This is a genomic window from Desulfofundulus thermosubterraneus DSM 16057, from assembly GCF_900142025.1.
Taxonomy (GTDB): Bacteria; Bacillota; Desulfotomaculia; order Desulfotomaculales; family Desulfovirgulaceae; genus Desulfofundulus; species Desulfofundulus thermosubterraneus.
The window spans coordinates 204,110-227,150 of record NZ_FQZM01000003.1; the positions used below are offsets into that span (position 1 = coordinate 204,110).

General features: G+C 56.1%; 22 protein-coding genes. 4 read left to right on the top strand and 18 right to left on the bottom strand.

Features of this window, described 5'->3' with window-relative positions; translation table 11 throughout:
* Window positions 1-13: 13 nt before the first annotated feature.
* From BUA65_RS18115 to BUA65_RS01015, 4 genes are read right to left on the bottom strand one after another with little or no spacing between them, the layout of a single operon-like run.
* Window positions 14-1,867, bottom strand: coding sequence for a DUF8809 domain-containing protein (locus BUA65_RS18115; protein WP_072866895.1), 1,854 nt, complete (start codon window positions 1,865-1,867; stop codon window positions 14-16).
* Window positions 1,864-3,048, bottom strand: coding sequence for an ABC transporter permease (locus BUA65_RS01005; protein WP_072866896.1), 1,185 nt, complete (start codon window positions 3,046-3,048; stop codon window positions 1,864-1,866). Before BUA65_RS01005 ends, BUA65_RS18115 begins: the two co-directional genes overlap by 4 nt.
* On the bottom strand, window positions 3,045-3,971 hold the full coding sequence (locus BUA65_RS01010; RefSeq protein WP_072866897.1) for an ABC transporter ATP-binding protein: 927 nt from the start codon (window positions 3,969-3,971) through the stop codon (window positions 3,045-3,047). The genes BUA65_RS01005 and BUA65_RS01010 overlap by 4 nt, the downstream gene beginning before the upstream one ends.
* The gene (locus tag BUA65_RS01015) at window positions 3,968-6,769 is read right to left on the bottom strand and encodes a DUF4350 domain-containing protein (RefSeq protein WP_072866898.1); all 2,802 of its coding nucleotides are present in this window, start codon (window positions 6,767-6,769) and stop codon (window positions 3,968-3,970) included. The genes BUA65_RS01010 and BUA65_RS01015 overlap by 4 nt, the downstream gene beginning before the upstream one ends.
* Window positions 6,770-7,047: 278 nt before the next feature.
* Here BUA65_RS01015 and BUA65_RS01020 point away from each other — a divergent pair, with 278 nt between their 5' ends.
* The 4 genes from BUA65_RS01020 (at window position 7,048) to BUA65_RS01035 (ending at window position 10,129) form a co-directional block, all read left to right on the top strand.
* Window positions 7,048-7,578, top strand: coding sequence for a hypothetical protein (locus BUA65_RS01020; protein WP_242656191.1), 531 nt, complete (start codon window positions 7,048-7,050; stop codon window positions 7,576-7,578).
* A gap of 8 nt (window positions 7,579-7,586) precedes the next feature.
* Window positions 7,587-8,216, top strand: a complete 630-nt coding sequence (locus BUA65_RS01025; RefSeq protein ID WP_072866899.1) for an accessory gene regulator ArgB-like protein — start codon at window positions 7,587-7,589, stop codon at window positions 8,214-8,216.
* A 26-nt stretch (window positions 8,217-8,242) separates the two neighbouring features.
* Window positions 8,243-8,365: a cyclic lactone autoinducer peptide gene (locus BUA65_RS19150; RefSeq protein WP_369332850.1), complete on the top strand. Its 123-nt coding sequence runs from the start codon at window positions 8,243-8,245 to the stop codon at window positions 8,363-8,365.
* A 78-nt stretch (window positions 8,366-8,443) separates the two neighbouring features.
* Complete coding sequence (locus BUA65_RS01035) at window positions 8,444-10,129, top strand: bifunctional diguanylate cyclase/phosphohydrolase (protein WP_072866900.1); 1,686 nt, start codon at window positions 8,444-8,446, stop codon at window positions 10,127-10,129.
* Here the strand turns inward: BUA65_RS01035 and BUA65_RS01040 are convergent.
* The 14 genes from BUA65_RS01040 to BUA65_RS01105 all read right to left on the bottom strand — a co-directional run bounded on the left by BUA65_RS01040 (window position 10,126) and on the right by BUA65_RS01105 (window position 23,035).
* On the bottom strand, window positions 10,126-11,685 hold the full coding sequence (locus BUA65_RS01040; protein ID WP_072866901.1) for a bifunctional ADP-dependent NAD(P)H-hydrate dehydratase/NAD(P)H-hydrate epimerase: 1,560 nt from the start codon (window positions 11,683-11,685) through the stop codon (window positions 10,126-10,128). The two genes, BUA65_RS01035 and BUA65_RS01040, sit on opposite strands and share 4 nt — an antisense overlap.
* A gap of 22 nt (window positions 11,686-11,707) precedes the next feature.
* A complete protein-coding gene (gene acpS / locus BUA65_RS01045; RefSeq protein ID WP_242656192.1) occupies window positions 11,708-12,121 on the bottom strand; it encodes a holo-ACP synthase in 414 nt (137 codons plus the stop codon).
* A gap of 66 nt (window positions 12,122-12,187) precedes the next feature.
* Window positions 12,188-12,571, bottom strand: a complete 384-nt coding sequence (locus BUA65_RS01050; protein ID WP_242656193.1) for a hypothetical protein — start codon at window positions 12,569-12,571, stop codon at window positions 12,188-12,190.
* The gene (locus BUA65_RS18120; RefSeq protein WP_165613166.1) at window positions 12,568-12,723 is read right to left on the bottom strand and encodes a hypothetical protein; all 156 of its coding nucleotides are present in this window, start codon (window positions 12,721-12,723) and stop codon (window positions 12,568-12,570) included. The genes BUA65_RS01050 and BUA65_RS18120 overlap by 4 nt, the downstream gene beginning before the upstream one ends.
* Before the next feature lie 66 nt (window positions 12,724-12,789).
* Complete coding sequence (locus BUA65_RS01055; RefSeq protein ID WP_072866902.1) at window positions 12,790-13,575, bottom strand: LytR/AlgR family response regulator transcription factor; 786 nt, start codon at window positions 13,573-13,575, stop codon at window positions 12,790-12,792.
* Entirely contained in the window at window positions 13,547-14,878 is a 1,332-nt protein-coding gene (locus BUA65_RS01060) for a histidine kinase (protein WP_072866903.1), read from the bottom strand. Before BUA65_RS01060 ends, BUA65_RS01055 begins: the two co-directional genes overlap by 29 nt.
* Window positions 14,879-15,180: 302 nt before the next feature.
* Window positions 15,181-17,136, bottom strand: coding sequence for an acetate--CoA ligase (acs, locus tag BUA65_RS01070; RefSeq protein ID WP_072866905.1), 1,956 nt, complete (start codon window positions 17,134-17,136; stop codon window positions 15,181-15,183).
* Between the two features lie 535 nt (window positions 17,137-17,671).
* Window positions 17,672-18,169, bottom strand: a complete 498-nt coding sequence (locus tag BUA65_RS01075; protein WP_072866906.1) for a CBS domain-containing protein — start codon at window positions 18,167-18,169, stop codon at window positions 17,672-17,674.
* A 25-nt stretch (window positions 18,170-18,194) separates the two neighbouring features.
* Complete coding sequence (locus BUA65_RS01080) at window positions 18,195-18,857, bottom strand: hypothetical protein (RefSeq protein ID WP_131821446.1); 663 nt, start codon at window positions 18,855-18,857, stop codon at window positions 18,195-18,197.
* Window positions 18,858-18,948: 91 nt separating this feature from the next.
* A complete protein-coding gene (locus BUA65_RS01085; protein WP_072866908.1) occupies window positions 18,949-19,194 on the bottom strand; it encodes a hypothetical protein in 246 nt (81 codons plus the stop codon).
* Between the two features lie 91 nt (window positions 19,195-19,285).
* A complete protein-coding gene (locus BUA65_RS01090; protein ID WP_084061935.1) occupies window positions 19,286-20,458 on the bottom strand; it encodes a sulfite exporter TauE/SafE family protein in 1,173 nt (390 codons plus the stop codon).
* 1 nt (window position 20,459) lies between these two features.
* Window positions 20,460-20,696: a hypothetical protein gene (locus tag BUA65_RS01095; RefSeq protein ID WP_072866909.1), complete on the bottom strand. Its 237-nt coding sequence runs from the start codon at window positions 20,694-20,696 to the stop codon at window positions 20,460-20,462.
* A 433-nt stretch (window positions 20,697-21,129) separates the two neighbouring features.
* Entirely contained in the window at window positions 21,130-21,639 is a 510-nt protein-coding gene (locus BUA65_RS01100; RefSeq protein WP_084061936.1) for a CBS domain-containing protein, read from the bottom strand.
* A 34-nt stretch (window positions 21,640-21,673) separates the two neighbouring features.
* Window positions 21,674-23,035: a sigma-54-dependent transcriptional regulator gene (locus BUA65_RS01105; protein ID WP_072866911.1), complete on the bottom strand. Its 1,362-nt coding sequence runs from the start codon at window positions 23,033-23,035 to the stop codon at window positions 21,674-21,676.
* Between the last annotated feature and the right edge of the window lie 6 nt (window positions 23,036-23,041).

Sequence of the window (23,041 nt, forward strand, 5' to 3'; positions counted from 1 at the left end):
TTTCTCCCGTATTTCATTCTTCCGGTTTTACCCCCTCGAAATACTGCCATACCAGGGACTGCAGGGCCGGCGGCAGGGGCGCCCGGGACAACGATTCCTGGGCTTCGGCTTTATATGCAGCATAAACTTCGCTGTAGGGACGTATGGCCCCCAGGGTCGTGGGGGACTGGTGCAGGCCCACCTGTTCGCCGGCTTCACCGGGACGCACCTGCCCGGCCACCCGGGACTCCTCCCCCCTGCCCCCCAGCAAGGAGGGGGCGTAGATTGTCTCCATCCCTCCGCCGGAATGACCGGCCCCATGGCCGCCCGTCCCGTTGCCGCCACCACCCCTGCCGCTGCCATTGCCTCCATTGCCCCGTCCACCGGAACCGGTATTCTCTCCACCGCCGTTACCGCCGCCGGTCCGATCTCCCGTGCCCTGACCCTGACCGGTGCTTCCGGCCCCGCTCCCACCGGCACCGTCATCAGAACCGGTGCTCCCGGCAGCGCCGCCTGCCGCCCCCGGCGCACCAGTGCCTGCACCTGCCGGATTTGCGGCTCCACCGGGGTAACCGCCGGCCCCGGCCATTCCGGCCCCCGGACCGGTGGGGTAACCGGCGTTTCCGGCCATAGCCAGGGCAGATGCCGGAGCCCCCGCAGCAAGTTGTCGGGCCAGGCCGTTAAAGACGGATGATGCCGCGGCCAGCCGGGAGGCGGCCAGGGCTGTTTCCGCAAGTTCACCGAGTTCAGAGGCCAGGGCTTCACCGGCACTGTCGGAATGATTACCCTTACCGCCTCCTACCCCCTGGGAACTGCCCGCCGGATCACCCTCACCGCCGTCTTTCCCCTCCAGCACGGCCCGGGCCGCATCCCGCAGGCTCTGGCGAAGGGCAGGGGTTTTTACCGCTTCCGCCCCCTGGAACAGGGCCAGGGCCCGTTCTTCCCTTTCTTTCCCGTTAGCTGCCCCGAAGAGCTGGCGGGCCAGCTCCTGGGCTTTTGCGGCATCTCCGTTTTCCAGAGCGGCTGCTAAGCCCTTTAAAACCCGGTCATTTTTGCGCTCCCAGAGGGCCGCCAGCTCCCGGACATCCCGGTGGGCGCCGGGATTAAGGCCCCTCAGCAGATCGTCCAGCTCCCGGCTCGAACGTTCCAGCCGGGTGGCTGCCTCCATCCTATTCCGGGCCTTGCTCACCGTCCGGGGAAGGGCGGCCAGCTCACGGCGCACTTCTTCCGGCAGCAATTTCTGGGCACCCAGCTTTAAGTGCTGTATCTTTTCCACCGCCTGCCGGGACTGCCTAGCCGCCTCCGCCAGGGCTGCCCGTTCTTCACGCCGGGCGTCCCAGTGGGAAGCAAGGGGATTGGGTAGCAGGGAAAGGACGAGCAACACCGCTGCCACCAGGCCGGCATGCCTCCAGGGCCCGGCGGCGGGCATGATTGGGTAGATGCGCTCCAGACTGGAACCCAGCTCACGGCAGGCGGCCAGGGATTCCCCTACCGCCGCCCGGGCCCAGGGATCCGGCGGTGGCTGCCGGGCCAGGAGGCGATAGGCGGTAACGGCACGCCCGTCAAGCCCCAGCGAATCGGCCACCCGCACCACATCCAGGGCATCGGGACGCCGCCAGGTACGCCAGGCAACCACCAGCAGGGCCGAAACCCCGCCCGTTACGGCGGCCCACAGGCCCGGCAAACCTACCGGCGTCAACCGCAGCAAAACCAGTGTTCCGGCGGCCAGGGCCATCCCCCATAAAAGAGCCAGACGCAGGCTCTCCAGCAGGTAGCGGGTGCGCACCCGCCTCAACAGCGGCGACAGGGCATCCGCTAGGCCAGCATGAGGCCAGCCATGGCGTTTCTTTTGAAAAGACAACAATATTACGCGAATGCCATTGCTCATAACGGAATCCCTCCCTGCCCCCTGGCTCTGGCCCGCCGGGAGACCAGCCACACCGACCAGGGTTTGCGGGGGGCAATAACCAGAATCGATACTGCCAGGGAGATCACTGCCAGTATTCCCTGGCAGAGAGCAAAACGGGACCAGGGTGGCAACGCACCCCACCCCCGCTCCGGCGGGGGAACACCGGGAGAACCGGGATTTGTGCCGGGATAGACTCCGTAGGCATAACTCATTTTCCGGGCGTAAGCACTGGCCGGGTCCATCTGAAATTCACGCATGATCTCGTTAAGTAACGTGCCTACAAGGGGAATGCGCCCGCTCATGGCCAGCCCCTCACCTTCCGTACCCGGCAGGGCTGGAGAGAGGGCTGTCAGGGGGCTCAGGTAAACATACCAGGGTGGGCCGGGAACGGACTGCCACGGCTCACCAACCGGCACGGGCATATCTCCCGCCGGCTGCCTGCCGGCACTGACCACTCCTGCCACTACCAGGGAACCAAAGACCAGCATAAAGACCAGGACCAGGGAAACAATGGTGGCCGCCTGGCTGCGGCGTAAAATGGCCGACAGGGCCAGGCCCAGGGCGCCGTAGCCCAAACCGGTGGTTAAGGCCACCACCAGGGCCATGCCCATGTTGGACAGGGGCACTCCCCCGAAGAGAAAGACCACCGCCAGCACCGGCAGGGCAGCCAGCACCAGGAAGAGGAGGTAGGCCACCGAGGCCAGCCACTTGCCCAGGACAATTCCCGTTAAAGAAGCCCTGGTCACCAGCAGGAGATCATAGGTACGTCTTTCCCGCTCGCCGCTGATGGCTCCCGCGGCTATGGCCGGGGCAATAAAGGCCAGAAGCAGTATCATGCCCAGGACCAGAAGGCTGTAGAGGTTTAGGCCCACCTGAGGCATGATCTGGCTGGTGCGATCGGTCATGAGCCATAGAAAGGCCACCGTACCGGCACTCATCAACCCCAGGTAAAAGCTGAGTAACAAAGGGGAACGCAGTCCCCGGGTACGGCCACGCATTTCCTTGCCCAGCATGGGAACCAGGCCGTTGCGCAGTCCTTCCCACTGGTTCCAGAGGAATGCTTTTAGCCACTCCCTCCGGTGCCACCGCGTCGTCTGGCCGCTCCCGGCCGGTCCCGGCGGCCCGGCAGTGTGATCAGTCCTATCCCTTTCTCTGCTCATGCTTCGCCCCCCTCCCTGGCCAGTTGTAGAAAGGTATCCTCCAGGCTCTGCTGCGTCTCGGCAAAATGGGTTACGGCCGCCCCACTGGAGATCATCTCCCTTAACAGGGCCGCCGCCTGGGCCGGACCGTTGGACAGGCTGAATTCAACCTGTTCCTCCGTGGCGTTGATGATTTCCACGCCGGGCCACGCTTCCAGGACGGCCAGCGCCGGGACCAGGGACCCGTAACAGCGCACGATAAAATTCCGCCGGTGTGCAGCAGCCAGCACTTCGTGCAAAAGCCCCTGGCGTATTATGCGGCCTGCCGTAACCATGCCGATGTGGGTGCAGAGATCGGCCAGCTCCGACAGGATGTGGCTGCTGATAATGATGGTCTTGCCCAGACGGCACAATTCCTTTAATATTTCTCTCATTTCCACCCGGGCCAGGGGGTCCAGACCGCTGGCCGGCTCATCCAGGAGCAACACCTGGGGATCGTGGATCAGGGAACGAGCCAGGCAAAGGCGCTGTTGCATCCCCCGGGACAGGGTATCCACAAAAGCATCTCGCTTATCCCCCAGTTCCACCAGCTCCAAAAGGTCATCCCGTAACCTGGCCGCCCGCTGGCCCCGGATGCCGTAGGCAGCGGCGTAAAACAAAAGGTATTCCCCCACCCTCAGGTCATCGTACACGCCAAAAAAATCGGGCATGTACCCCACCACCCCCCGCACTGCCCGGGGATGGCGCACCACATCGTAGCCCGCTATTTCGGCCGCGCCGCCGTCGGGCAGCAGCAGCCCGGCCAGGATGCGCAGGGTGGTGGTTTTACCGGCCCCGTTTTGACCGATGAACCCGTAAATGGCCCCCGGAGGCACCGTCATATCCAGCCCCTGCAATGCCATTACCCTTCCGTAGTATTTAACCAGCCCGCTGGTACGGATCATTCCATCACCCCCCTGTAGGCCACCGTCGGCGGCAGGAAGTAAAATCCTCTCCCGGAGGAAAAGCTCTCGCCATTTACCCGCAGCAGTACTTCCCCGCCCGGCCTGACATATTCTTCAGGCAGGGTAAAACTTTTGGCCCCTGCCAGCAGCTCCCAGCGCCCCCGCCCGGGGTGATACACTTCCAGCGCTCCCGGAGCTACATCTGCCGGCTGGGAAACAGGCGGTCCCACAGACCCCTTGGGCATGCCGGGTGTGGACCGGGTGGGAAAGAAGGGCAGTTCCACCGTAATCCCCTTTACCCTCGCCCCGGCAGGCAAACCAGGTCGGAAGGCATAGGTAATGGAACCGCCATCCAGGCCAATCAGGTTATTATGGCCGGAGACACCCTGCACCTGCATATCCACCGGTTGAGGCACAACAAGGCCCGCGGGCAAGTCAAAAGCACCTCTGGGGATCGCCAGTTCCGGGCGCAGGAAAATCATGCTGAGGTAGTGGGTTTTGGCCCGCAGGTTTTTCACTTCCACGTCCTGCAGCGGGTCGTGGGTCCAGGCCACCAGGGTCAGGGGCTGGCCCACGTTCTCCACCGGCCCGTAACGGTACATGTTCAGCCACTGTTCCAGCATCATGGCCCGGCGCTGCTCCTCCACAGTCAGCGGCCGGGGCGGGGGCTGGTACTCCGGCGAGTGAGGCACTAGGAGCAGCGCCTGACCACGCTTATCATCCCTGCGGCCTTCGGGTTGCAGGAAAATCTGCCAGGTGGGCAGGTTGGGACGGGGCATCCCCTGGGGATTGTAAACAGGCGGACCTGGAATGGGCATGTCCACGGCTGCCTCCTGACCCGGGGCTAAATCCCCTAAACCCCGGTAATCCTGGCCCAGGAGCAGGGTAACGTGGTCCAGGTGGAGGGAGGTGCCGTTTTTCACCGTACCGATCAGCCGGGTTCCCTCAACCCGCAATTTAGCCGCCAACCCGACAACAGCCCCCGCCATGTCCTGGTGGAAAGCCAGGGTGCGCATGGTCCACCGGGAATCATCGCTGAAACGAACCTCCAGGTCGTTGCCGCGGATTACGGTATAGGGCGGTTCTGTGGGCGGGCCGTAAATCTCCCAGGGCCGGCCCCCAAAGGTTTGTACCTGTACCGAACGGTCACCCCCGGCCAGGGTGGCGGTAAAGGTGGACCGGGTGGGAGCAAAAAAGCCTACCGCCGTATATCCTTTAACCCGGTCCCCTGTGGCGGCATCGGCCACCTGTACCGTGTTGACCAGTACACCGGTTCCCGTCTGGAACATGTGAATGTAAAGGCTACCGGTAAAAATTACGGCCAGCAGGGGTACGGCCAGCCAGGTAAACTCGGGCCGCTGGAGCCGCCGTAAGAGCAGGTAAATTAACGGCCCCGCCACCACTATATAGGCCAGCAGGCAGATCCCCACCACCCACCAGCGGGGAAAAGCCGTCTGGGGCAGGTTATTGGGCAGGTGGGATATGTTCCCCAACCGGGCCATGGGGGAATTGGGGCTGAACCTGTACTCCTCCCGACCCCTTGCCATCAGGAGCTTCTCCCACAGGGCCCGGCCCAGGGCGCCGTGATTGAAGGGCTCTTGATTGGGATCAAAGGTGAGTACGGTAATCCTGCCGCTACCATAATCTTCCTGCAGTCCCAGGGGGCCCTCCGCCGGCCCCCACCAGGTCCCCTTCCCGACCAGACGCGCTACGGGGGCGCCGGTTACCACTGAAGAAGGCTGCTTTAACCAGGCGGCCGCCGGTTGCCAGTTGCCCCGGTCAGTTATGCCCTCGCTTTTAATGGTGGTTGTTCCAGAGGGCAGGACGGCCAGGGTATCGTTAATCTCAAGCCCTCCAGCCAGAACCAGGTGGCCTCCAAGCTCCACCCAGCCGGCCAGGGCCCGCCGCTGTTCTTCGGTCAAGGTACCCGCCCCGGACCCGGTAACCAGGATGGTGGTAAAGGCATTTAAGTCCTCACCGCGCCGGGGGAAAAGATCGGCAGTCAGCGGGATTACCTGGGGAGCCCGGGGAACACCGTCGGGCATGGTCAAACGCACTTTCTCCAGCGCCGGAGGCACCTGCCCGAGCACCCCGACGGCACCTGCCATGGGACCAGATATCATGCCCGCAGTGCCCGGCACATTCACTTCTATGCTTCCCAGGACTTTTTGCCCCTCCAGAAAACGGAAGATCATCTTGTCCCCGGGACCGTGCCAGGGAAACCACAGCACCACACGCTTTTCCGCACCGGCAGGCAGGGAAACTTTCTCGCCAAAGGCCGAAGCGGGAATAAAAATGGGCGGCCCCGGTTTGGTACCGGGTGGAGAACCGGGCGACGGGGGTGGTTGGTGCTTATAGTGGTTGATTACTTCCACCACACCGCTGATGTCCCGCCCGCTGTTATTTTTCAGGCTTACCACCGCCGGACCAGTATTACCCGGCACCACCTGTCCCTGCCAGCCCAGTTCTACGTTCATTTTGACGGGACCGGACCGGGCAGTTGCCGCCGGCGGCGCAGCAAAAACCACCCGGGAAAAACAAAAGAGCAATACAAGTGTGAGTATGGCGGCCAGCCAGCGCCATGCCGGCAGCCGCCGGAAAAATTGTTCGGCGACACTGTGGCAGCAACCTTTCTCCGCCGGCAAAGACAGATACTGGCCCGCACACGCGCAAAAACCTTGATTTCCCGCCAGCGATTCAGTTAACCGTTGGGAAACCTTCCGCCACATCAACCCTTTTGACCCCACCCCTTTCGTTTCATCCTGCTCATTCCAACCAGGCTTTCGTGATAAACCCATCCTGTTCTCCCCCTTTAGCTAACTGCAAACTAAAGTGCAATAAAGCCTGGCGCCTGCATCAATCCGTCCAGACCGGACCTTCTCCCCCGGCACATTCCTGTACCATCTCGTACCTCTACATCATAGACGAACTGGATGGCCCTCTGGTTCCATTGTCGGGCAAATTTTTGGGGAAAATTGTTCCGGCAATCTTCATTTTGAAGATTAGCAGGCGCAGGGGGGTAGATTGTTTTTACTTTACGCAAAATTTTTCCCGGGTGGCAGGAATTTCTTGTTTTATGACGAAGAAAAAACAAGAGGCTGGTTATTCCTACCTGGAGAGACCTTACAACATGTTTGGAGAAACATTACCCCAGGCATTGCTGGCATTACCCGTACAGGACCTGCCTGAAAGTATTGTCATGACCATGGCCGTTTTTGCCCTCCTGGGCCTGCCGCTGGAATGGAAAAAGATTACAGCGGTAGCCCTTTTGCAGACAGCCACCAACATGGTGCGTCTATTGCCCATTGCCTTTGGGATGCACACGGTGATTTTGACGATTTCCCTGGCAATTTACACCAGGATGTTTACGGGTGTCAAGCTTAGTAAGATTTTTCTCGCGATCGTAATTTGTTTTATAGTTATATTTACGGTAGAACTGATAAGCGTTAAGCCGCTAATGACTATGAGTAACCTTTCATATGAACAGGCAGTTAAAAACCCTCTGTTAAGGGGCCTTTTCAGCCTTCCCTATGAGGTTGCCTTATTAATGCTGGCCCTGGGGAAAAACTACTTCAACCAGCGGAATCGCAAACAAGTATCCAGGTGATGAACTCGATGGCTCGCTTTAGTCCCTCCCGGGAATTAGCCGGTTACCTGCGCAAAACCCTGGCACTGACAGAAGAGCAGGAAGAGATTGCGGCCTATAGCCTGCTGATCCTCTTTCAGACTGTCATCTCCCTGCTGGGCGTGTCGCTGGTGGCATGGCTGGCAGGGTGCCTGCCGGCCGCCCTGGCAACACTTTTTACAAGCGCCTTTCTGCGCTCTTTTTCCGGAGGCGCCCATTGTACTTCGCCCGCAAGGTGTACTATTTTAAGTATCCTGACTGTCCCGTTGTTTGGAACGCTGGCAACCAATCTTGCACCATTTTTCTCACGCCCTTTACTGGCCCTGGTGATTCTGGCCGGCGGGGCACTGGCTTTTGCGGTTGTCTGGCAACTGGCGCCGGTGGATTCCCCGGCCAAGCCCATTACCTCATCACGGGAACGGCAACGTTTCCGTTGGCTGTCATTAGCAGCAGTGTTGAGTATTGTTACGTTTCAACTCGCTCTTCTATTACTCTCCAGCCCCAACATGGCAATTCTTATCCTGGCTGCTGAAATGGGTATGCTGTGGCAGGTTTTTTCCCTGACCCGCACCGGCCACCGCTTTGTAGCCAGGTTAGACAAAGCATTTAATTTCATCTAAATGGAGGTGATCCACCAATGAAGCGGATGTATTTTAGTGCTTTAACAGCTCTTTTCACTGTGTTGCTTTTTGTAGCCACGGTCAGTATAAAACCCGCATGTGTCTCTTTATTTTATCAGCCTGAAATACCCCGGGGTTTGAAAAAGTAAGCAAAAGTAAGCATTTATAGCTGTTTAGGAGAGGTGACCACCTCTCCTAAACGCCTTTATATTTGTTGGTGAAAACTTATGAGTACGCGGAAAGAAAAAAGGGAACGAGATATTGCCGAGCATATCCTATCTACCCATATAGCATGCATTCTTTTATGTCTTCTGGTTTTGCCAGCCCTATATGACTTAAAACCGTGGCAAACCTACCAAAGCACTATTTATTACTGGCTTTTTCCATCTATAGCCATATCCCTTTTTCTGGTAACCTATCTGTTACAAAAATTTTACTCAATTAAATTAGGTAATGCCAGCGAACTATTAATAATTTCCATCCTACTACCCCTCACCCTTTCCCTGGCCGTAGCCTTTCCGGCAACTAAATTCCTTCTCCTTATACCGGTAATTATCGCCGCTACCACCTGGGGCAAAAAGGTAGGGGTGGCCGTGGCCGCCTTTTCCAGCTGCGTGGTGCTTATCAGCGATTTATCCCCCATCCTGCATCCTTTTTCACCCCGGGCTTTCCAGATAGATCTGGTCAATGCCGGCGTAATTGTCCTGGCAGGGTGGTTTATCGGCGGGCTTACGGATATCGAAACCGAAACCAGGAACACCCTGATCCACCTGGCCAATACCGACGGCCTGACCGGGCTTTACAATCACCGGTACTTCCAGGAAGAGCTGCGCCGCCGCCTGACAGAAGCCGAAAAAACCGGCAGGCCTTTAAGCCTGATCATGATGGACATAGATTACTTCAAGTTCTATAACGATACCTTCGGTCACCAGAAGGGCGATCAAGTCCTGGCCACCATCGGCCGTATACTGGCCCGGCTGGTAAAGGAGCCTTTTTTTGCGGCCCGTTATGGAGGGGAAGAATTTATAGCAGTCATGCCCGGGGCGGACCGGGAGGCAGCCCGGGAACTGGACGAGCAGATCAAGCGGGAGGTGGCCGGTTTTCCCTTTGAGGGTGCGGAAAACCTGCCGGCAGGCAGGTTGACCATCTCCTCGGGCATAGCCTGCTACCCCGGGGACGGTACCACCGCGCGGGAACTGGTCCGGGTGGCGGATGACGCCCTTTACCGGGCCAAATACGGCCGAAAAACCCACCTGTACTTCTCGGTGGTGGACGAACTGCGCACCTTTAGCCACTCGGAAAAGGAGCTCTTTAATTCATTAAAAACCCTTCTTACCATTATCAACGCCAGGGACCGTTATACCTTTGGACACTCCGAGCGGGTGGCCGGTTACGCCGTTGCCCTGGCGGAGAGGATGGGGCTTCCCCCGGATCATGTCAGCCTGCTCCAGTGCGGCGCGTACCTGCACGATATAGGCAAGGTTGAGATACCGCCGGAAATACTGAACAAGCCCGGCAAACTGGATCAAAATGAATGGGAGATGATTAAAAACCACCCCGAGTGGGGTGGGAACATTGTACGCCCCCTAACCCTGCTCTCGGCCATTGTCCCGCTGATCCGCCACCATCATGAAAACTACGACGGCAGCGGTTATCCCGATGGCCTGGCCGGAGAAGAGATCCCCCTTTTTGCCCGTATTTTGCGCATTGTCGATAGCTTTGACGCCATGACCACAGACCGCCCCTATAAAGGGGCTAAAACCCCTCTGGAAGCATGCATGGTATTAAAAGAAGAAGCAGGGAAAATGTTTGATCCCCACCTGGTCGAATTATTCACAAAGTTTATCCTGGAGCAGGAGGAAAAAAAGAACTCTATTTCACCTCAATCCCCCCGAAGACCGGCGGTGGGTTAAGTGTATTTACATTCCACCCGTGATATGGCTGCCGGCAGTGATTCCAGAATATCGCCGGCCAACAAGCCCCGCATACCTTTTTCCCGGGCGGCCATGTCACCGGCCAGGCCGTGCAGGTATGCCCCCGCCGCCGCCGCCCGGGGAGCACTCATGCCCTGGGCCAAAAGCCCGGCAATTATCCCGGTAAGAACATCACCGCTACCTCCAGTGGCCATACCGGGATTACCGGTGGGATTGATATAAGTAGTGCCGTCGGGGCAGGCGACCAGTGTAGCGGCCCCTTTCAGCAGGGCCACTACTCCCCAATTTGCCGCCGCTTCCTCCGCCACCGCTAGGCGCCGGGAGCGGACTTCCTCCAGAGGACGCCCCAGCAGGCGGGCCATCTCCCCTTCGTGGGGCGTAACCACCGCGGGTACGGAAATACGACTCAACAGCTGTACATCGCCGGCCAGGGCGTTCAGGCCATCGGCATCGATGACGCAGGGCACCCGTAACACCGGCAACAACTCCCGCACCAGGGCCACCGTTTCCAGGTGCCGGGAGAGACCCGGGCCAATGGCCAGCACATCGGCTTTTTCCAGCAGGGCCAGTATTTCGCTCCGGGCGTTGCGGGCCAGCGTTCCCTCCCCTGTTCCGGGCAGCCCAACCGTCATTACTTCCGTCAGCTTTACCGCCACCACATCCTGCAGCTCTGCGGGCACGGCCAGGGTCACCAGCCCGGCCCCGGCCCGGACAGCACCCAGGGCCGCCAGGCAGGCCGCGCCGGTCATACCCCGGGAACCGGCCACCACCAGCACCCGGCCACAGGACCCTTTGTGAGCCCAGGCGGGCCGGGGAGGCAACCATTCCCGGATCATTATTTCCGTGATCAGGTAACGACCGGGGGTGCCTTCCTCCAATAAAAAAGAAGGTATGGAAATATCGGCCACATGCAGTTCCCCAACGTGGCTGCGCCCGGGCTCCTGCACCAGGCCCAGCTTGGGCAGAGCAAAGGTTACGGTATGGGTGGCCCGCACACAGGGGCCATGCACCTGCCCGGTGTCGGCTTCCACCCCGGAGGGTATATCCACGGCCACCACCGGCTTGCCGCTGGCATTGATGGCCTCAATCACTCCCGCCGCCGGCTCCCGGGCTGCGCCTTTAAATCCGGTACCAAAGATGGCATCCACCACGGCGTGGGCGCCTACCAGGAACAGGCGGACCGCATTCAAGTCCTCGCCCCTGGCCACGGGATACACCGGCTGGCGCATCTTCTGCCAGATAGCTAAATTTACTGCCGCATCTCCGGTAATTTCCTCCGGTTCAGCCAGTAACAAAACCTTAACCTCCGCCCCGGCATTAAACAGGTGACGGGCCACCACCAGTCCGTCTCCCCCGTTATTACCTTTGCCGGCAAACACGGCCACCCGTTTTCCCGCCACCTCACCCAGCACCTGCCGGACGACCCGCACTACCGCCAGACCGGCATTTTCCATCAACACCAACCCCGGTATGCCGTAATCTTCTATCGCAGTGCGGTCCAGCTCACGCATCTGCCCTCCGGTAACCACCCGCATGGGCAACACCTCGCTCAATCAGTTAATCACCAAGAGCCACAGCAAAAGCTACGGCATACGAGCCATCGTGGGAAAGAGTGATCAGAAACTTTTTAATGCCCCGCTCCCGGGCAAGCAGGGCAGCCCGACCATGCAACTCCACCCCGGGGGCACCGTGCCTGTCGCGAACTATTTCCACGTTCCGCCAGCTGCAGCCCGCAGTTAATCCGGTGCCCAGGGCCTTTAATACCGCTTCCTTAGCGGCAAAACGTGCTGCGTAACAGGGGCAGGGATCCCGGCGGGCCGTACAATACCGGCGCTCCTGCCAGGTAAAAACCCTGGCCAAAAATCGTTCCCCAAATTTCCCTATCGCCTGCCTGATTCTGTCCACGGAAACCATATCCGAACCAATGCTACAGATACTGCCTCGTATATCGCGTTCCATTTTATCTTTCAATTTTCCTCCAATAAATTTAAATCCTAGCTTTTTAATAGTTCTCCTTGAAATGGCAAAACCCTGCCGTTAAACCCCTTCTCCATTGTTAATGAAGGTCCCCCGGAGTTTAAAGTTCACCCATTCGGGAAAAGGAATCCCCGACCGGGCAAAGAACTCGCTCTCTGCAGCCCGCTCATCATCCTTTTCTTTGAGAAATTCCCTTACCGCCCGCCGGGTGAGGGCGTAAAGCTCATCGTCCACCAGACCCTGCTCCATTAGCAAAACGCGCAAGGCGAGATTCTCCTCTTCTAGAACCTTAACCCGGCTGAAAAGCTCAATGAACATTAAACGAATTATGTCTTCATCCAGGGGGCGCTGTACGTCGCCCAACAGGTTCCAGATCTTCTGGTCGCTTAACATATCCCAGACGGCCTGCATCGACATCACCATCCATGCCAGGTTTGTACTCAAAAACGATTTCCTTCCAGAGCCTCCGGCATAGTTTTTACAAAAAGGGATTTGTTTATACCGCTGCCAACATACAGAACCAAAACGGAAGCTTTAACAAACCAGGGATATTTCAGGGCACCTGAATAAAAAAACGGCACGACCATTTTAGCCATGCCGTTTCCTCTAGATACCGTCACCCAATTACTCAGGACGGCAGTCGTCCCCCGTTCATAGTTCGTTCAGAAGCCCAAGATCTTGCGCAACTTCTTTGCCTGGGCCCGGCTTACCGGCACCTCGCTGTTTTCCTTGTCGTCAACCACCAGGTTGTAAGTGCCGTTGAAGAAGGGCACGATTTCCTTTACCTTGTGGAGATTTACTATATAGCAGCGGTGGGTGCGGAAAAACATGTTGGGGTTTAAGCGGGCCTCCAGTTCCTTTAAGGTGAAACGGGTAAAAAACTTATCGGCATATGTTTTGATGTAGATATAGTCCTGCTCCGTGAAGGCGTACACAATATCTGACTCGGCAACCAGCACCGTTTTGCCCTGCTTTTCCGCGGGGATACGGTCGATCTTAAATTGACCCGCCCCGTTGCCACCCCGGACAGCTGGCGTAACCAGGTCCTCCTCCGTAGCCGCAGCTTCGGCCGGAGAGAGCTCCTGGTATTTTTTCAATACTTTGTCTACGGCTTTTTTCAACCGGGCCTGATCCACCGGCTTCAAAAGGTAATCCACCGCATTGACTTCAAAGGCCCGCACCGCATATTCATCGTAAGCGGTTACAAAAATTACCTGGGGTTGCCTGGGCAACTCCTGGATAACCGCCCCCAGCTCAAGGCCGCTCATCCCGGGCATGGAAATGTCCAAGAAAAGAATCTGGTAGTCAAGAGCCTTGATTAGAGCCATAGCTTCCTGGGCATTGGTGGCCTCTCCCACAATCTCGATATTTTCAAAATTGCTCAAGGCGTAACGTAGCTCCTGCCGGGCCGGATATTCATCATCTACTATAAGCGCCTTTAACTTCAACTGAATTCCCCTCCCCTTGCCCCAGCTTGCACAACAAAGGTACCCGCACATAAACCGACGTTCCGGCATTGGGCGCACTGATAATGCGCAGGCCATAATCTTTGCCAAAAAGGCTCTTTAACCGCTCATGCACATTACTGAGGCCAACACCGTTGCCCGAACCGACCCCGGGCCGGAGCACCTCGGACAATCTTTCCGGGGGTATACCCACCCCGTCATCTCTAATCACAATCAGCATATCCTCATCCAACCGCTGGGCCGTAATTTGTACCGTGCCCTGTCCAGGTTTGGGGAGAATCCCGTGTTTAACGGCATTCTCCACCAAAGGCTGGATGGTCAATACCGGCACCTGGTAGTCCAGCAGCTCCCGGTCAATATTCCGGATTACCCGCAACTTCTCACGAAACCGCGCTTTTTCCAGAATAAGGTAAGTGTTCAGGTATTCTATTTCTTCCCTTAAAGTGTTGAAATGGCCGTGGCGCTTTAAAGCGTGGCGGAAAAAGGAGGCCAAACGAATAAGCAGGCGCCGCGCTGTTTCCGGGTTTGTACGGCTGAACATAATGATCGTGTTAAGGGTATTGAATAAAAAATGGGGGTTTATCTGGGCATGCAGAGCGTCCAGCTCCGCTTTAGTCACCAGCTGGGCCTGCCGGTCCAGCTCCGCCAGCTCCATTTGCATGCCCAGCAACTGGGCCAGACCTTCGGCCAGCTTAACCAGGTTCTGGGGGATTTCCCCCGGCTGCGTCCGGTAAAGTTTAATGGTTCCCACAATTTCCTCTTTGCACTTAAGAGGGGAAATAACCGCCGACTCCAAAGGACAGTGCGGAACGGGACACTGCAGATCCCGGCCGCTACGCACCACCTTGAGTTCGCCCGTAGCCAGTACCTCCCGGGTGGCATCGGTCATGATGGATCCTCCGGGCTGGTGGTGGTCGGACCCGGCACCGATGTAAGCCAGAACTTTCTCCCGGTCAGTGATGGCCACGGCCGCCACGTCGCTGATTTTTTGAATGATCTCCGCAGTTTTGGCCGCCGTCTCCTCGTTTAACCCCCGGCGCAAATAGGGCAAAGTTTCGCTGGCGATTTGGAGGGTGGAATCCAGAGGATGCTGTTCTGTCTTTAAGTTAATAATTTTTTGTTTTTGAATGTAGTCACTGACCACAAAGGCAGCCACGGCATTGACGCAAACCATGGCCAGCACCAGCTTCCAGGCCAGGGGGTCCCATAATAGAACAAAACCGGTGGCTAAAAAATTGATCGGCAACCAGCGGGCAATTACCCCCAGGGCCAGTTTTCTCTGCACTGCACTACCCTCCCCTCCCTATATTTTTTTAACAATTCATAACATTTTTAAGATATAAATTCATTAACCGGTTAACTTTATTATATTAATTCCACATTAAAATGTCTATTCCTTCATTAAGCAAAAACCGGACGGCGGGCAGGAAAAAAGCGGGCGCCGCCAGTGCCCGCTGTTTACTGCTATCGCAAAAAATAAATGGACCCGCCGGACGGCGGGCGGAGGTAATGCCCAAGTATTCACTTAAACCGCCCCCGCAGGCGGAAGCGCTGGCATAACCGCCGCCCGGCAGGCCCAAATTACATTTAGCTTTCCTGTGATTCGTACTGTTCCTTAATTTGTGCCACCACCGAGGGATCTGCCAGGGTGGTGGTATCTCCCAGCACCCGGCCCTCGGCGATATCCCGCAGCAGGCGCCGCATGATCTTACCACTGCGGGTCTTGGGCAGTTCAGCGGTGAAGAATATATCCTCCGGCCGGGCCAGGGCGCCGATCTTTTTGACCACGTGGGCTTTTAATTCATCAATCAGTTGAGGCGTCCCCTGCACTCCTTCCTTCAGGGTAACGAAGGCACTTACGGCCTGGCCTTTGACCTCGTGGGCCTTGCCGATAACAGCGGCCTCGGCCACTGCCGGGTGATCCACCAGGGCGCTCTCAATTTCCATGGTCCCCAGGCGGTGCCCGCTGACGTTAATCACGTCATCCACCCGGCCCATGATCCAGAAGTAGCCGTCCTCATCCCACCTGGCCCCGTCACCGGTGAAGTACATATTCTCAAACCGGCTCCAGTACTGGGCCACGTAACGGTCGGGATCGCCGTAAATGGTGCGCAGCATGGCCGGCCAGGGGGACTTGAGGACCAGGTAGCCACCGCCGCCCAGGGGTACATCCTTGCCGGTATTATCCACCACGGCAGCCTCCACACCCGGGAAGGGTATGGTAGCGGAACCGGGCTTTAAGGTGGTAACACCCGGTAGCGGTGAAATCAGAATCATGCCGGTTTCCGTCTGCCACCAGGTATCCACAATGGGGCAGCGTTCGTTGCCGATGTACTTGTAGTACCACATCCAGGCCTCGGGGTTAATGGGCTCTCCCACTGTGCCCAACAGGCGCAGGCTGGAGAGGTCGCGCCTGGCGGGCCACTCGGTACCCCACTTCATGAACGCCCGGATGGCCGTGGGAGCAGTGTACAGGATATTGACGCGATACTTTTCCACAATGGCCCAGAAGCGGTCCCTTTCCGGCCAGTCCGGACTGCCTTCGTACATCACCGTGGTACAGCCGTTGGCCAGAGGTCCATACACGATATAGGAATGGCCGGTCACCCAACCGATGTCGGCGGTACACCAGTAAATGTCATCGTCCTTGACATCAAAGATCATCCGGTGCGTGGTGGAAACTCCGACCAGGTAGCCGCCGGTGGTGTGCACCACGCCCTTGGGCTTGCCGGTGGTACCGCTGGTATAAAGAATGTACAGCATATCCTCGGCATCCATGTGCTCCGGCTCGCAACCGATGGGAGCCCTGGCCATCATTTCATGCCACCAGTAATCGCGCCCCTGGGCAAAGTTAATGTCCTGGCCGGTGCGTTTAACCACGAGCACTTTTTCCACACTGGGGCACTCGGCCAGCGCATCGTCACAGTTCTTCTTCAAGGGTACAATGCCGCCCCGGCGCCAGCCACCGTCAGCGGTAATGACCAGCTTGGCCTGGCAGTCGTTGATGCGATCACGCAAGGACTCGGCGCTGAAACCGCCAAACACTACGCTGTGGGGAGCACCGATGCGGGCGCAGGCCAACATGGCAATGGGTAATTCGGGAATCATCGGCAGGTAGATGGTCACCCGGTCACCCCGCCGGACGCCCAGCTCTTTAAGCACATTGGCGCATTTAGTTACTTCCCGGTACAGATCCTGGTAGGTCAGCACCCGGTCGTCCCCGGGCTCCCCTTCCCAGATGATGGCCGCTTTAGTCCTCCGCCAGCTATTCAGGTGGCGGTCGATGCAGTTATAAGAAACGTTTAATTTACCGTTTACAAACCACTTGAAGAAAGGAGCGTTGCTGGTATCCAGCACTTTGTCCCACTTCTGGAACCAGTCCAGGTTTTCGGCCTGCCTGGCCCAGAAAGCCTCGCGATCTTTCTTTGCCTCTTCATAAGGGGAGGTATCTTTTACCAACGCCTTCTCGACAAAATATGCCGGCGGCGGGAATGTCCGTTCTTCCTTTAATAAAGCCTCAAGAACCTTATCTTCATTGGCCATCAAATCAGACCTCCTTTTCCTATTTTGAAAATGTTAGTATCCCAGGCAGAACCAGGTGCCAGCATCACCCCCACACTAAGCCAGCGCGAGTGTTTTCTTTTTCTGCAAAGAATTTTACACCATAAGTTAATAAATTTTAAGAATTTTAAGTCCAATTGACAAATTATAGCCCCAGCGTGTTTTTAAAATATGTAAATGGTAAAACGCAAACCTCCGGTGGAGCGTTCACCGTTGGCGGGCAAAAATAAACACTCTGCCCCGAATCCCCAGGACAAAGTGGAAAAATGTTTTCAAGGCCAGATAATATATAGCTTATCCAGGCCTGCATGCCGGATTCCCAACCAGTGAACAGTCATTCACCGTGCCTTTTCATCCGTTCGGCAGTTCAGGTTTATAGCAAAAAGCGAGTTTGCGGTAAGGCAAACGTTAAATAAAACCACTAGCACTGGCAGGTGCTGCGTTGTCCGAAGCGAACCTGCCTGGATGGTAGTGTTTAATCCACCAAAAGACACAACGGCAAGCAGGCGCGCATTTTTCAGGCCATATCCTCCAGGATTTCACCTATAAGCCAGAACAGGTCAATGGTCCGCACCACGCCACACAAGTTATCCCCGGCCATCACCGGTACGGAGTTGACCTTTTTATTCAACATAAGCAGCGCAGCCTCCCACAAAGCTGCATCTTCATTGATAAAGGCCGTTTCCACAGGGCGCATGACTTCTTTGACCGTTATAAATTGCTCACTCCAGCGTGGGGGCAGGAAAAAAAGACCCACCGGATCGCCTTTCAGCAAATCATCCAGGAGGGCCTGGAGCTGCAGTGCCCGCAACAACCCCCGCAGGGTAAGTATACCGACGGCGCGTCCCCGGCTGTTGTAAACCAGTGCCGATTGAAAGCCCATCCACGTGCCGTCTTTACAGCGGAAATATTCCCGGAACAATTTGAAAGCCGAAGCCACGTCCGCATCTTCGTGCAGTGCCGGGAATTCTCCTGCCGGGACCATAATTTCTCGCACCTTCAGCCGCAGGGGCATGAGACCTTTGCACCTCCCCCAGGGTTTAGCCGGTCTTGGCCTCATTGATCTTTTCAATATATTCATGGGTTACAAAAATAAATTCCGTCAGCAGTCGCGCGATTTCTTCACAGTCACGTGTCGATATGCGTTCGTTCAAGGGAAAGCATATTTTAAAGCGATATTTACCGGTTTCTTCAACACGGGTAGATTCCCGTTCCAGGCGAAACCCCAGGCGGTGTTCCATTTCGGCCTGGTGGTGAAGAAGCGGCAAAAAAAGGCTGTGCTTGTGGCCATCCAGCACCAGTTCACCTTTGATGATTTTCTGCCCGGAATAGGGCCCTTTGCGGGGCTGCGTGCGGCACAGACGGTAGAAAATATCCCGGCGGTCGGGCAGCACCAGGCACAGGGCCGAACCCTTAGCCTGCCCCCAGCGCGCCGCGGACAGGCATTTAATCACTATTCCCCTTTTCATGAGGTACTTTTCCACACGCCGGCAGATATCTTCGAGGAGAACCCTCCAATCTTTTTCCACATTGAAGTGCGTTCCCGGGACAGGGGCAATTTCCTCCTGTTTATCATTATCCCGCATCTGCAGCCATTTTTCAAACATTTCCAGAACCCCCAGCTGGCCCTCTTCCAGACCCGATTGCTGAAGAAATTCACGTTTGAATCTGTTAAAAGACAGGATAAATTCGCTGTCGTTCAAAATTTCCCCCTCCTTTTCCTTCCGGTAACACAGGAAGGGGAGTTCTACCCTCCCCTCCGGTTGCACATCGCTTCTGGCGGGTCTTGACCACCTACGCCATTTTGAGCGCCAGCAGCAGGCAAGCTGTCAGAACGAACGCAAGCATAACAACCAGCAGCAAACCGCCTTCTTTTTCTGCTTGCTTTTCAGCCCGGGACAATTCGATCCGGGTGAACGCCTGCTCCAGGTATTCCAGAAGTGAAGGATCGTAGTCCGGGGACGGCCTGCCCGGGTGGGCCGTTAACGCTTCTTTACCGGAACAACCTTCTTGCAAGAAGTATACCCTGCCATTATGCATGGCCAACCCTCCCCTCAATCAGGGGTAATATTCAAAGAAAAACCATGGAGAAGACGCCCCGGGCATAACGTTGCGTTCATGCCCGGGTTAATCAAGTTTTTTGGAGGGTTACTGCTACGCCAGCATCTTTTGCTTCCAGCTCCCTCTTTCTCTTCCACATATTCCCCAGCACAATCGCCCCACCCGTGGCCAGGGCAAGGCACATGATGATAAAACTCGTGTTATTCAGCAGCTTTATAGTGCTCTGGTCGAGCTTTATAATACCCAGTTGGTGCAAGTAGGTCGGTATGGCTATCCCCCTGCTGACGGAGACAATCAACATTATAGTGGCCATGACCAGCTTAATCATGTATTCCTTGACGTAGGTAGTACCCACGGCGCCCAGCTGTACACCTATCAGGGAACCGGCCAGCAAAAGCAGAACCATCCTTATATCGACAAAGCCGCTCAATGCCCACGTCACCGTGCCGGTCAGGCCCATCAGGAAGGCGACCACCAGCTCCGTGGCACTGGCCATAATGGGCGGCACACCCAGGACATAGATCATGCCCGGAACGCCAATGAAACCTCCCACCGCAATCGTTGCAGCCAGCATGCCGGTGGCAAGCCCCAGCGGAACGATGACCCAGAAAGAAACCCTTGTACGGGCCACGTTAAAATTAATTATCGGGGGAATGGTAATTCTTTTCATCCTTTCCGCCAGTCTGGAAGTGGTATCTTCGCTTTTGGCACGCACCGCTCTTCTGGCATCAAAAAGCATATACAGGCCGACCAGGGTCAGAATCAACACAAACGCTACACTTACGTAGAGGTTTGATCCGGCCGAACCCCATTTGGCAAAAATAAACTTTTGTACATAAATCCCCAGCTGGACGCCAATAACAGCCGAGATGGCCATAAACAGCCCCATTTTTAAATCCAACTGGCCGTATTTATAGCGCTTGTAAGCCCCCACCATCGCCTTGGGAAACTTGTGGCACATGTTGCTGGCCACCGCGATGGCCGCCGGTGCACCCAAACTCATCATGCCGGGAGTCAGAACGAATGCCCCCCCGGAGCCGATAAAGCCGCTGATCAACCCGCCGAGGAAGCCCAGGATGATCAGGTAAATCGCCCCCAGTGCATCGAGATGGACAAACTGCTTAACCACATCGCCCGGACCCAGCGCTTCCCCGGCTGCTTCACCCAGGGAGGGTATGGAAAGCAAAAGCAAGGCGCCGAGGGCAACCAAACTCCAGCGCGTTATCTTTTTACGGCGCTCCATTCTAATGCACTCCTTTCTTCAGGGGCCGGATACCCAGCATTTCCAGGAGATAACTGGCAAACGCCCCGTGAATGAACGAAAAAGCCATGGCCGTAAGAACAACCGCTATCGCAAAAGCGCCTCCTCGGGCAAAATAGTTGGTTACGATTTCCTGGTTTAAAAATAACGCCAGATAGGCCGCCAGGGAGACTATTCCCCATAATATTGCCTGTTTGACAGGCCTTTTTTGATTGCCCATGTTCATCCCCCCTTGCCGGAAATTGTTGTTTGGCCATGATTTTTATTGCTCATACAGGTTCATTCCTCGTACTCATTGCAACTTTATCACCCACGCCACCGCAATTAGCTCAACCATTCCCCCCTCTCTCAACCGGTTTTTTGTCTTTTGTGCCCAAAGGTGCAAATGCTGTGCCGTTGTTCACAAAAAAAAAGGCCGTATTTAAAGGCCTTCTGGTTACTCCCAAGTTTTACCTGTTGACTAAATTATGGTCAGCCGGTTATTTTCTCAACACAGTTTAAAAAAACAACGGCCTTTGAGCTTTTAACTCAAGGAGTGTGGCCGCCCGGTCTACCAACCAGTCCCCACTTGCCGGTGTTGAATTTTTCAGCAGCCTCCGTTGAAAATGTGTAATTGAGTATTTTCACAATGGTCCGGACGCACCAGAAAAAATTCAGCCGTTCTTTTCTTCCAGCCCCAGATAGTAATCGCTCAATACCCTGAAGACATCAACGGTGCGCACGACGCCCAGCAAGCACCCGCGGTCTAAAACGGGCAGGGAATTAACGTTGTGCTTTAAAAAAGTACGAACGATGTCCAGTAGTTCATCATCAGCCTGCACTGTGGCCACCGGTACGGGTCGCATGATATCCCGCACGCGCATACGAGATCCTTCCCTTAATTTTCTTAAAAAATACCAGCTCCAGGACTCGGATTTAAACAGGGGATCCTTGATTAAATCGTAAAGGCCTACTGCCGTTAATATACCGCGGAGGGTTAAAATGCCTTCCAGATTGCCATTCTCGTTCAGAACAATCAGAATACGGTGGCCGTGCCAGGGTCTGCCTTCACGGTGAAAAGATTGTCTCAGGGCCTGGATGCCTTCATGAAGGGTGGCATCTGCAGTGATGGTGGTAAACTGTTCAATGGGAATCATAATATCACGCGCCTTCAGTGAGAGCACGGCATACCCCTCCATAACAATTTGCGCGCCGGGCTCAGTCGATGATGCCCAGTTCTTTCATTTTAAGATAAAGGGAACTCCGGTTCATTTTCAGCGCCTGGGCGGCTGCAGAACGGTTCCAGTTGTGTTCTTCCAGTGCCTGCAGAATGATCTCCCGCTCCACTTCGGCGATCATCTCTTTAAAGGAATCCCCACTCAAGCCTTTTAACCAGTGCAGGCGGCGGGAGCTTTTACGGATGGAGTGGGGCAGGTCCTCCACCGTCAGCAGGGGGCCGTTAGACATCAATACGGCCCGTTCACAAACATTTTTCAGTTCCCTCACGTTACCCGGCCAGTCATATTCCAGGAGCAGCTTCATGGCCTGTTCGGTAAACCCGCTGACCTGCTTTTTGTACTCGGCGCTGTACAGCTTGATCATATGTTCGGCCAGCAACGGAATGTCATCCTTTCGCTCCCGCAGCGGCGGCAGGTAGATATCCACCACGTTCAGGCGGTAGAACAGGTCTTCCCGGAAAGTTCCTTCGGCAATGCATTTTTCCAGGTCCTTATTGGTGGCAGCAATAATCCGTACGTCTACTTTGATGGTTTCGGTACCTCCCAGGCGTTCAAATTCCCGCTCCTGGATGACGCGGAGCAGCTTGGCCTGGAGGTTCAGGGACATTTCCCCGATTTCATCCAGGAAAATGGTTCCGCGCTGGGCCAGTTCAAATTTACCGGGTTTCGATGTTACAGCCCCGGTGAAAGCGCCTTTCTCATAACCGAACAGTTCACTCTCCAGGAGGTTGTCGGGTATGGAGGCACAGTTGATTTTAATGAAAGGTTTATCCCGCCGTACACTGTTAAAATGTATCGCCCTGGCCACCAGTTCTTTACCCGTACCGCTTTCGCCCCGTACGAGCACCGTGGCATTGGAATTGGCCACCCGCCCGATAACCTTATAAACCTTCTGCATTCCCGGCGACAACCCGATCATGATCTCGCCGGGTCCGCTCATCTCCTTACCGGATTGAGACGAGGTTTTTCGCATCAACCGCTTTATTTCCGTAGCTTTTTTGACCGTCTCGATAAGATCGTTAATCTGAAGAGGTTTTAAAAGGTAGTCGAAAGCACCCATCTTCATGGCTTCGATGGTACTTTGAGTGGAACCGTAAGCCGTGATGAGGATAATGGGAGTATTCTGCCCCTTTAAGCGCACCAGTTCCAGGACCTTGATCCCGTCTACTTCCGGCATGCGGATATCCATTATTACCGCTGACGGATCAAGCACGGTTATTTTTTCTAACCCCTCCCGGCCATCCCGGGCCGTCTCCACACGATAACCGTGGTCGGTAAGAATGTCTTTAAGGGTTTGCCGCACGCTCTCTTCATCGTCGACAACTAAAATCAAATCCTCCATACACTT

Coding starts and splice junctions, on each gene's coding strand:
- BUA65_RS18115 (WP_072866895.1), bottom strand. CDS start 1,867: ATGAGCAATGGCATTCGCGTAATATTGTTGTCTTTTCAAAAGAAACGC.
- BUA65_RS01005 (WP_072866896.1), bottom strand. CDS start 3,048: ATGAGCAGAGAAAGGGATAGGACTGATCACACTGCCGGGCCGCCGGGA.
- BUA65_RS01010 (WP_072866897.1), bottom strand. CDS start 3,971: ATGATCCGTACCAGCGGGCTGGTTAAATACTACGGAAGGGTAATGGCA.
- BUA65_RS01015 (WP_072866898.1), bottom strand. CDS start 6,769: ATGGGTTTATCACGAAAGCCTGGTTGGAATGAGCAGGATGAAACGAAA.
- BUA65_RS01020 (WP_242656191.1), top strand. CDS start 7,048: ATGACGAAGAAAAAACAAGAGGCTGGTTATTCCTACCTGGAGAGACCT.
- BUA65_RS01025 (WP_072866899.1), top strand. CDS start 7,587: ATGGCTCGCTTTAGTCCCTCCCGGGAATTAGCCGGTTACCTGCGCAAA.
- BUA65_RS19150 (WP_369332850.1), top strand. CDS start 8,243: ATGTATTTTAGTGCTTTAACAGCTCTTTTCACTGTGTTGCTTTTTGTA.
- BUA65_RS01035 (WP_072866900.1), top strand. CDS start 8,444: ATGAGTACGCGGAAAGAAAAAAGGGAACGAGATATTGCCGAGCATATC.
- BUA65_RS01040 (WP_072866901.1), bottom strand. CDS start 11,685: ATGCGGGTGGTTACCGGAGGGCAGATGCGTGAGCTGGACCGCACTGCG.
- BUA65_RS18120 (WP_165613166.1), bottom strand. CDS start 12,723: ATGGCTAAAATGGTCGTGCCGTTTTTTTATTCAGGTGCCCTGAAATAT.
- acs (WP_072866905.1), bottom strand. CDS start 17,136: ATGGCCAATGAAGATAAGGTTCTTGAGGCTTTATTAAAGGAAGAACGG.
- BUA65_RS01075 (WP_072866906.1), bottom strand. CDS start 18,169: ATGCCCCTGCGGCTGAAGGTGCGAGAAATTATGGTCCCGGCAGGAGAA.
- BUA65_RS01085 (WP_072866908.1), bottom strand. CDS start 19,194: ATGCATAATGGCAGGGTATACTTCTTGCAAGAAGGTTGTTCCGGTAAA.
- BUA65_RS01090 (WP_084061935.1), bottom strand. CDS start 20,458: ATGGAGCGCCGTAAAAAGATAACGCGCTGGAGTTTGGTTGCCCTCGGC.
- BUA65_RS01095 (WP_072866909.1), bottom strand. CDS start 20,696: ATGGGCAATCAAAAAAGGCCTGTCAAACAGGCAATATTATGGGGAATA.
- BUA65_RS01105 (WP_072866911.1), bottom strand. CDS start 23,035: ATGGAGGATTTGATTTTAGTTGTCGACGATGAAGAGAGCGTGCGGCAA.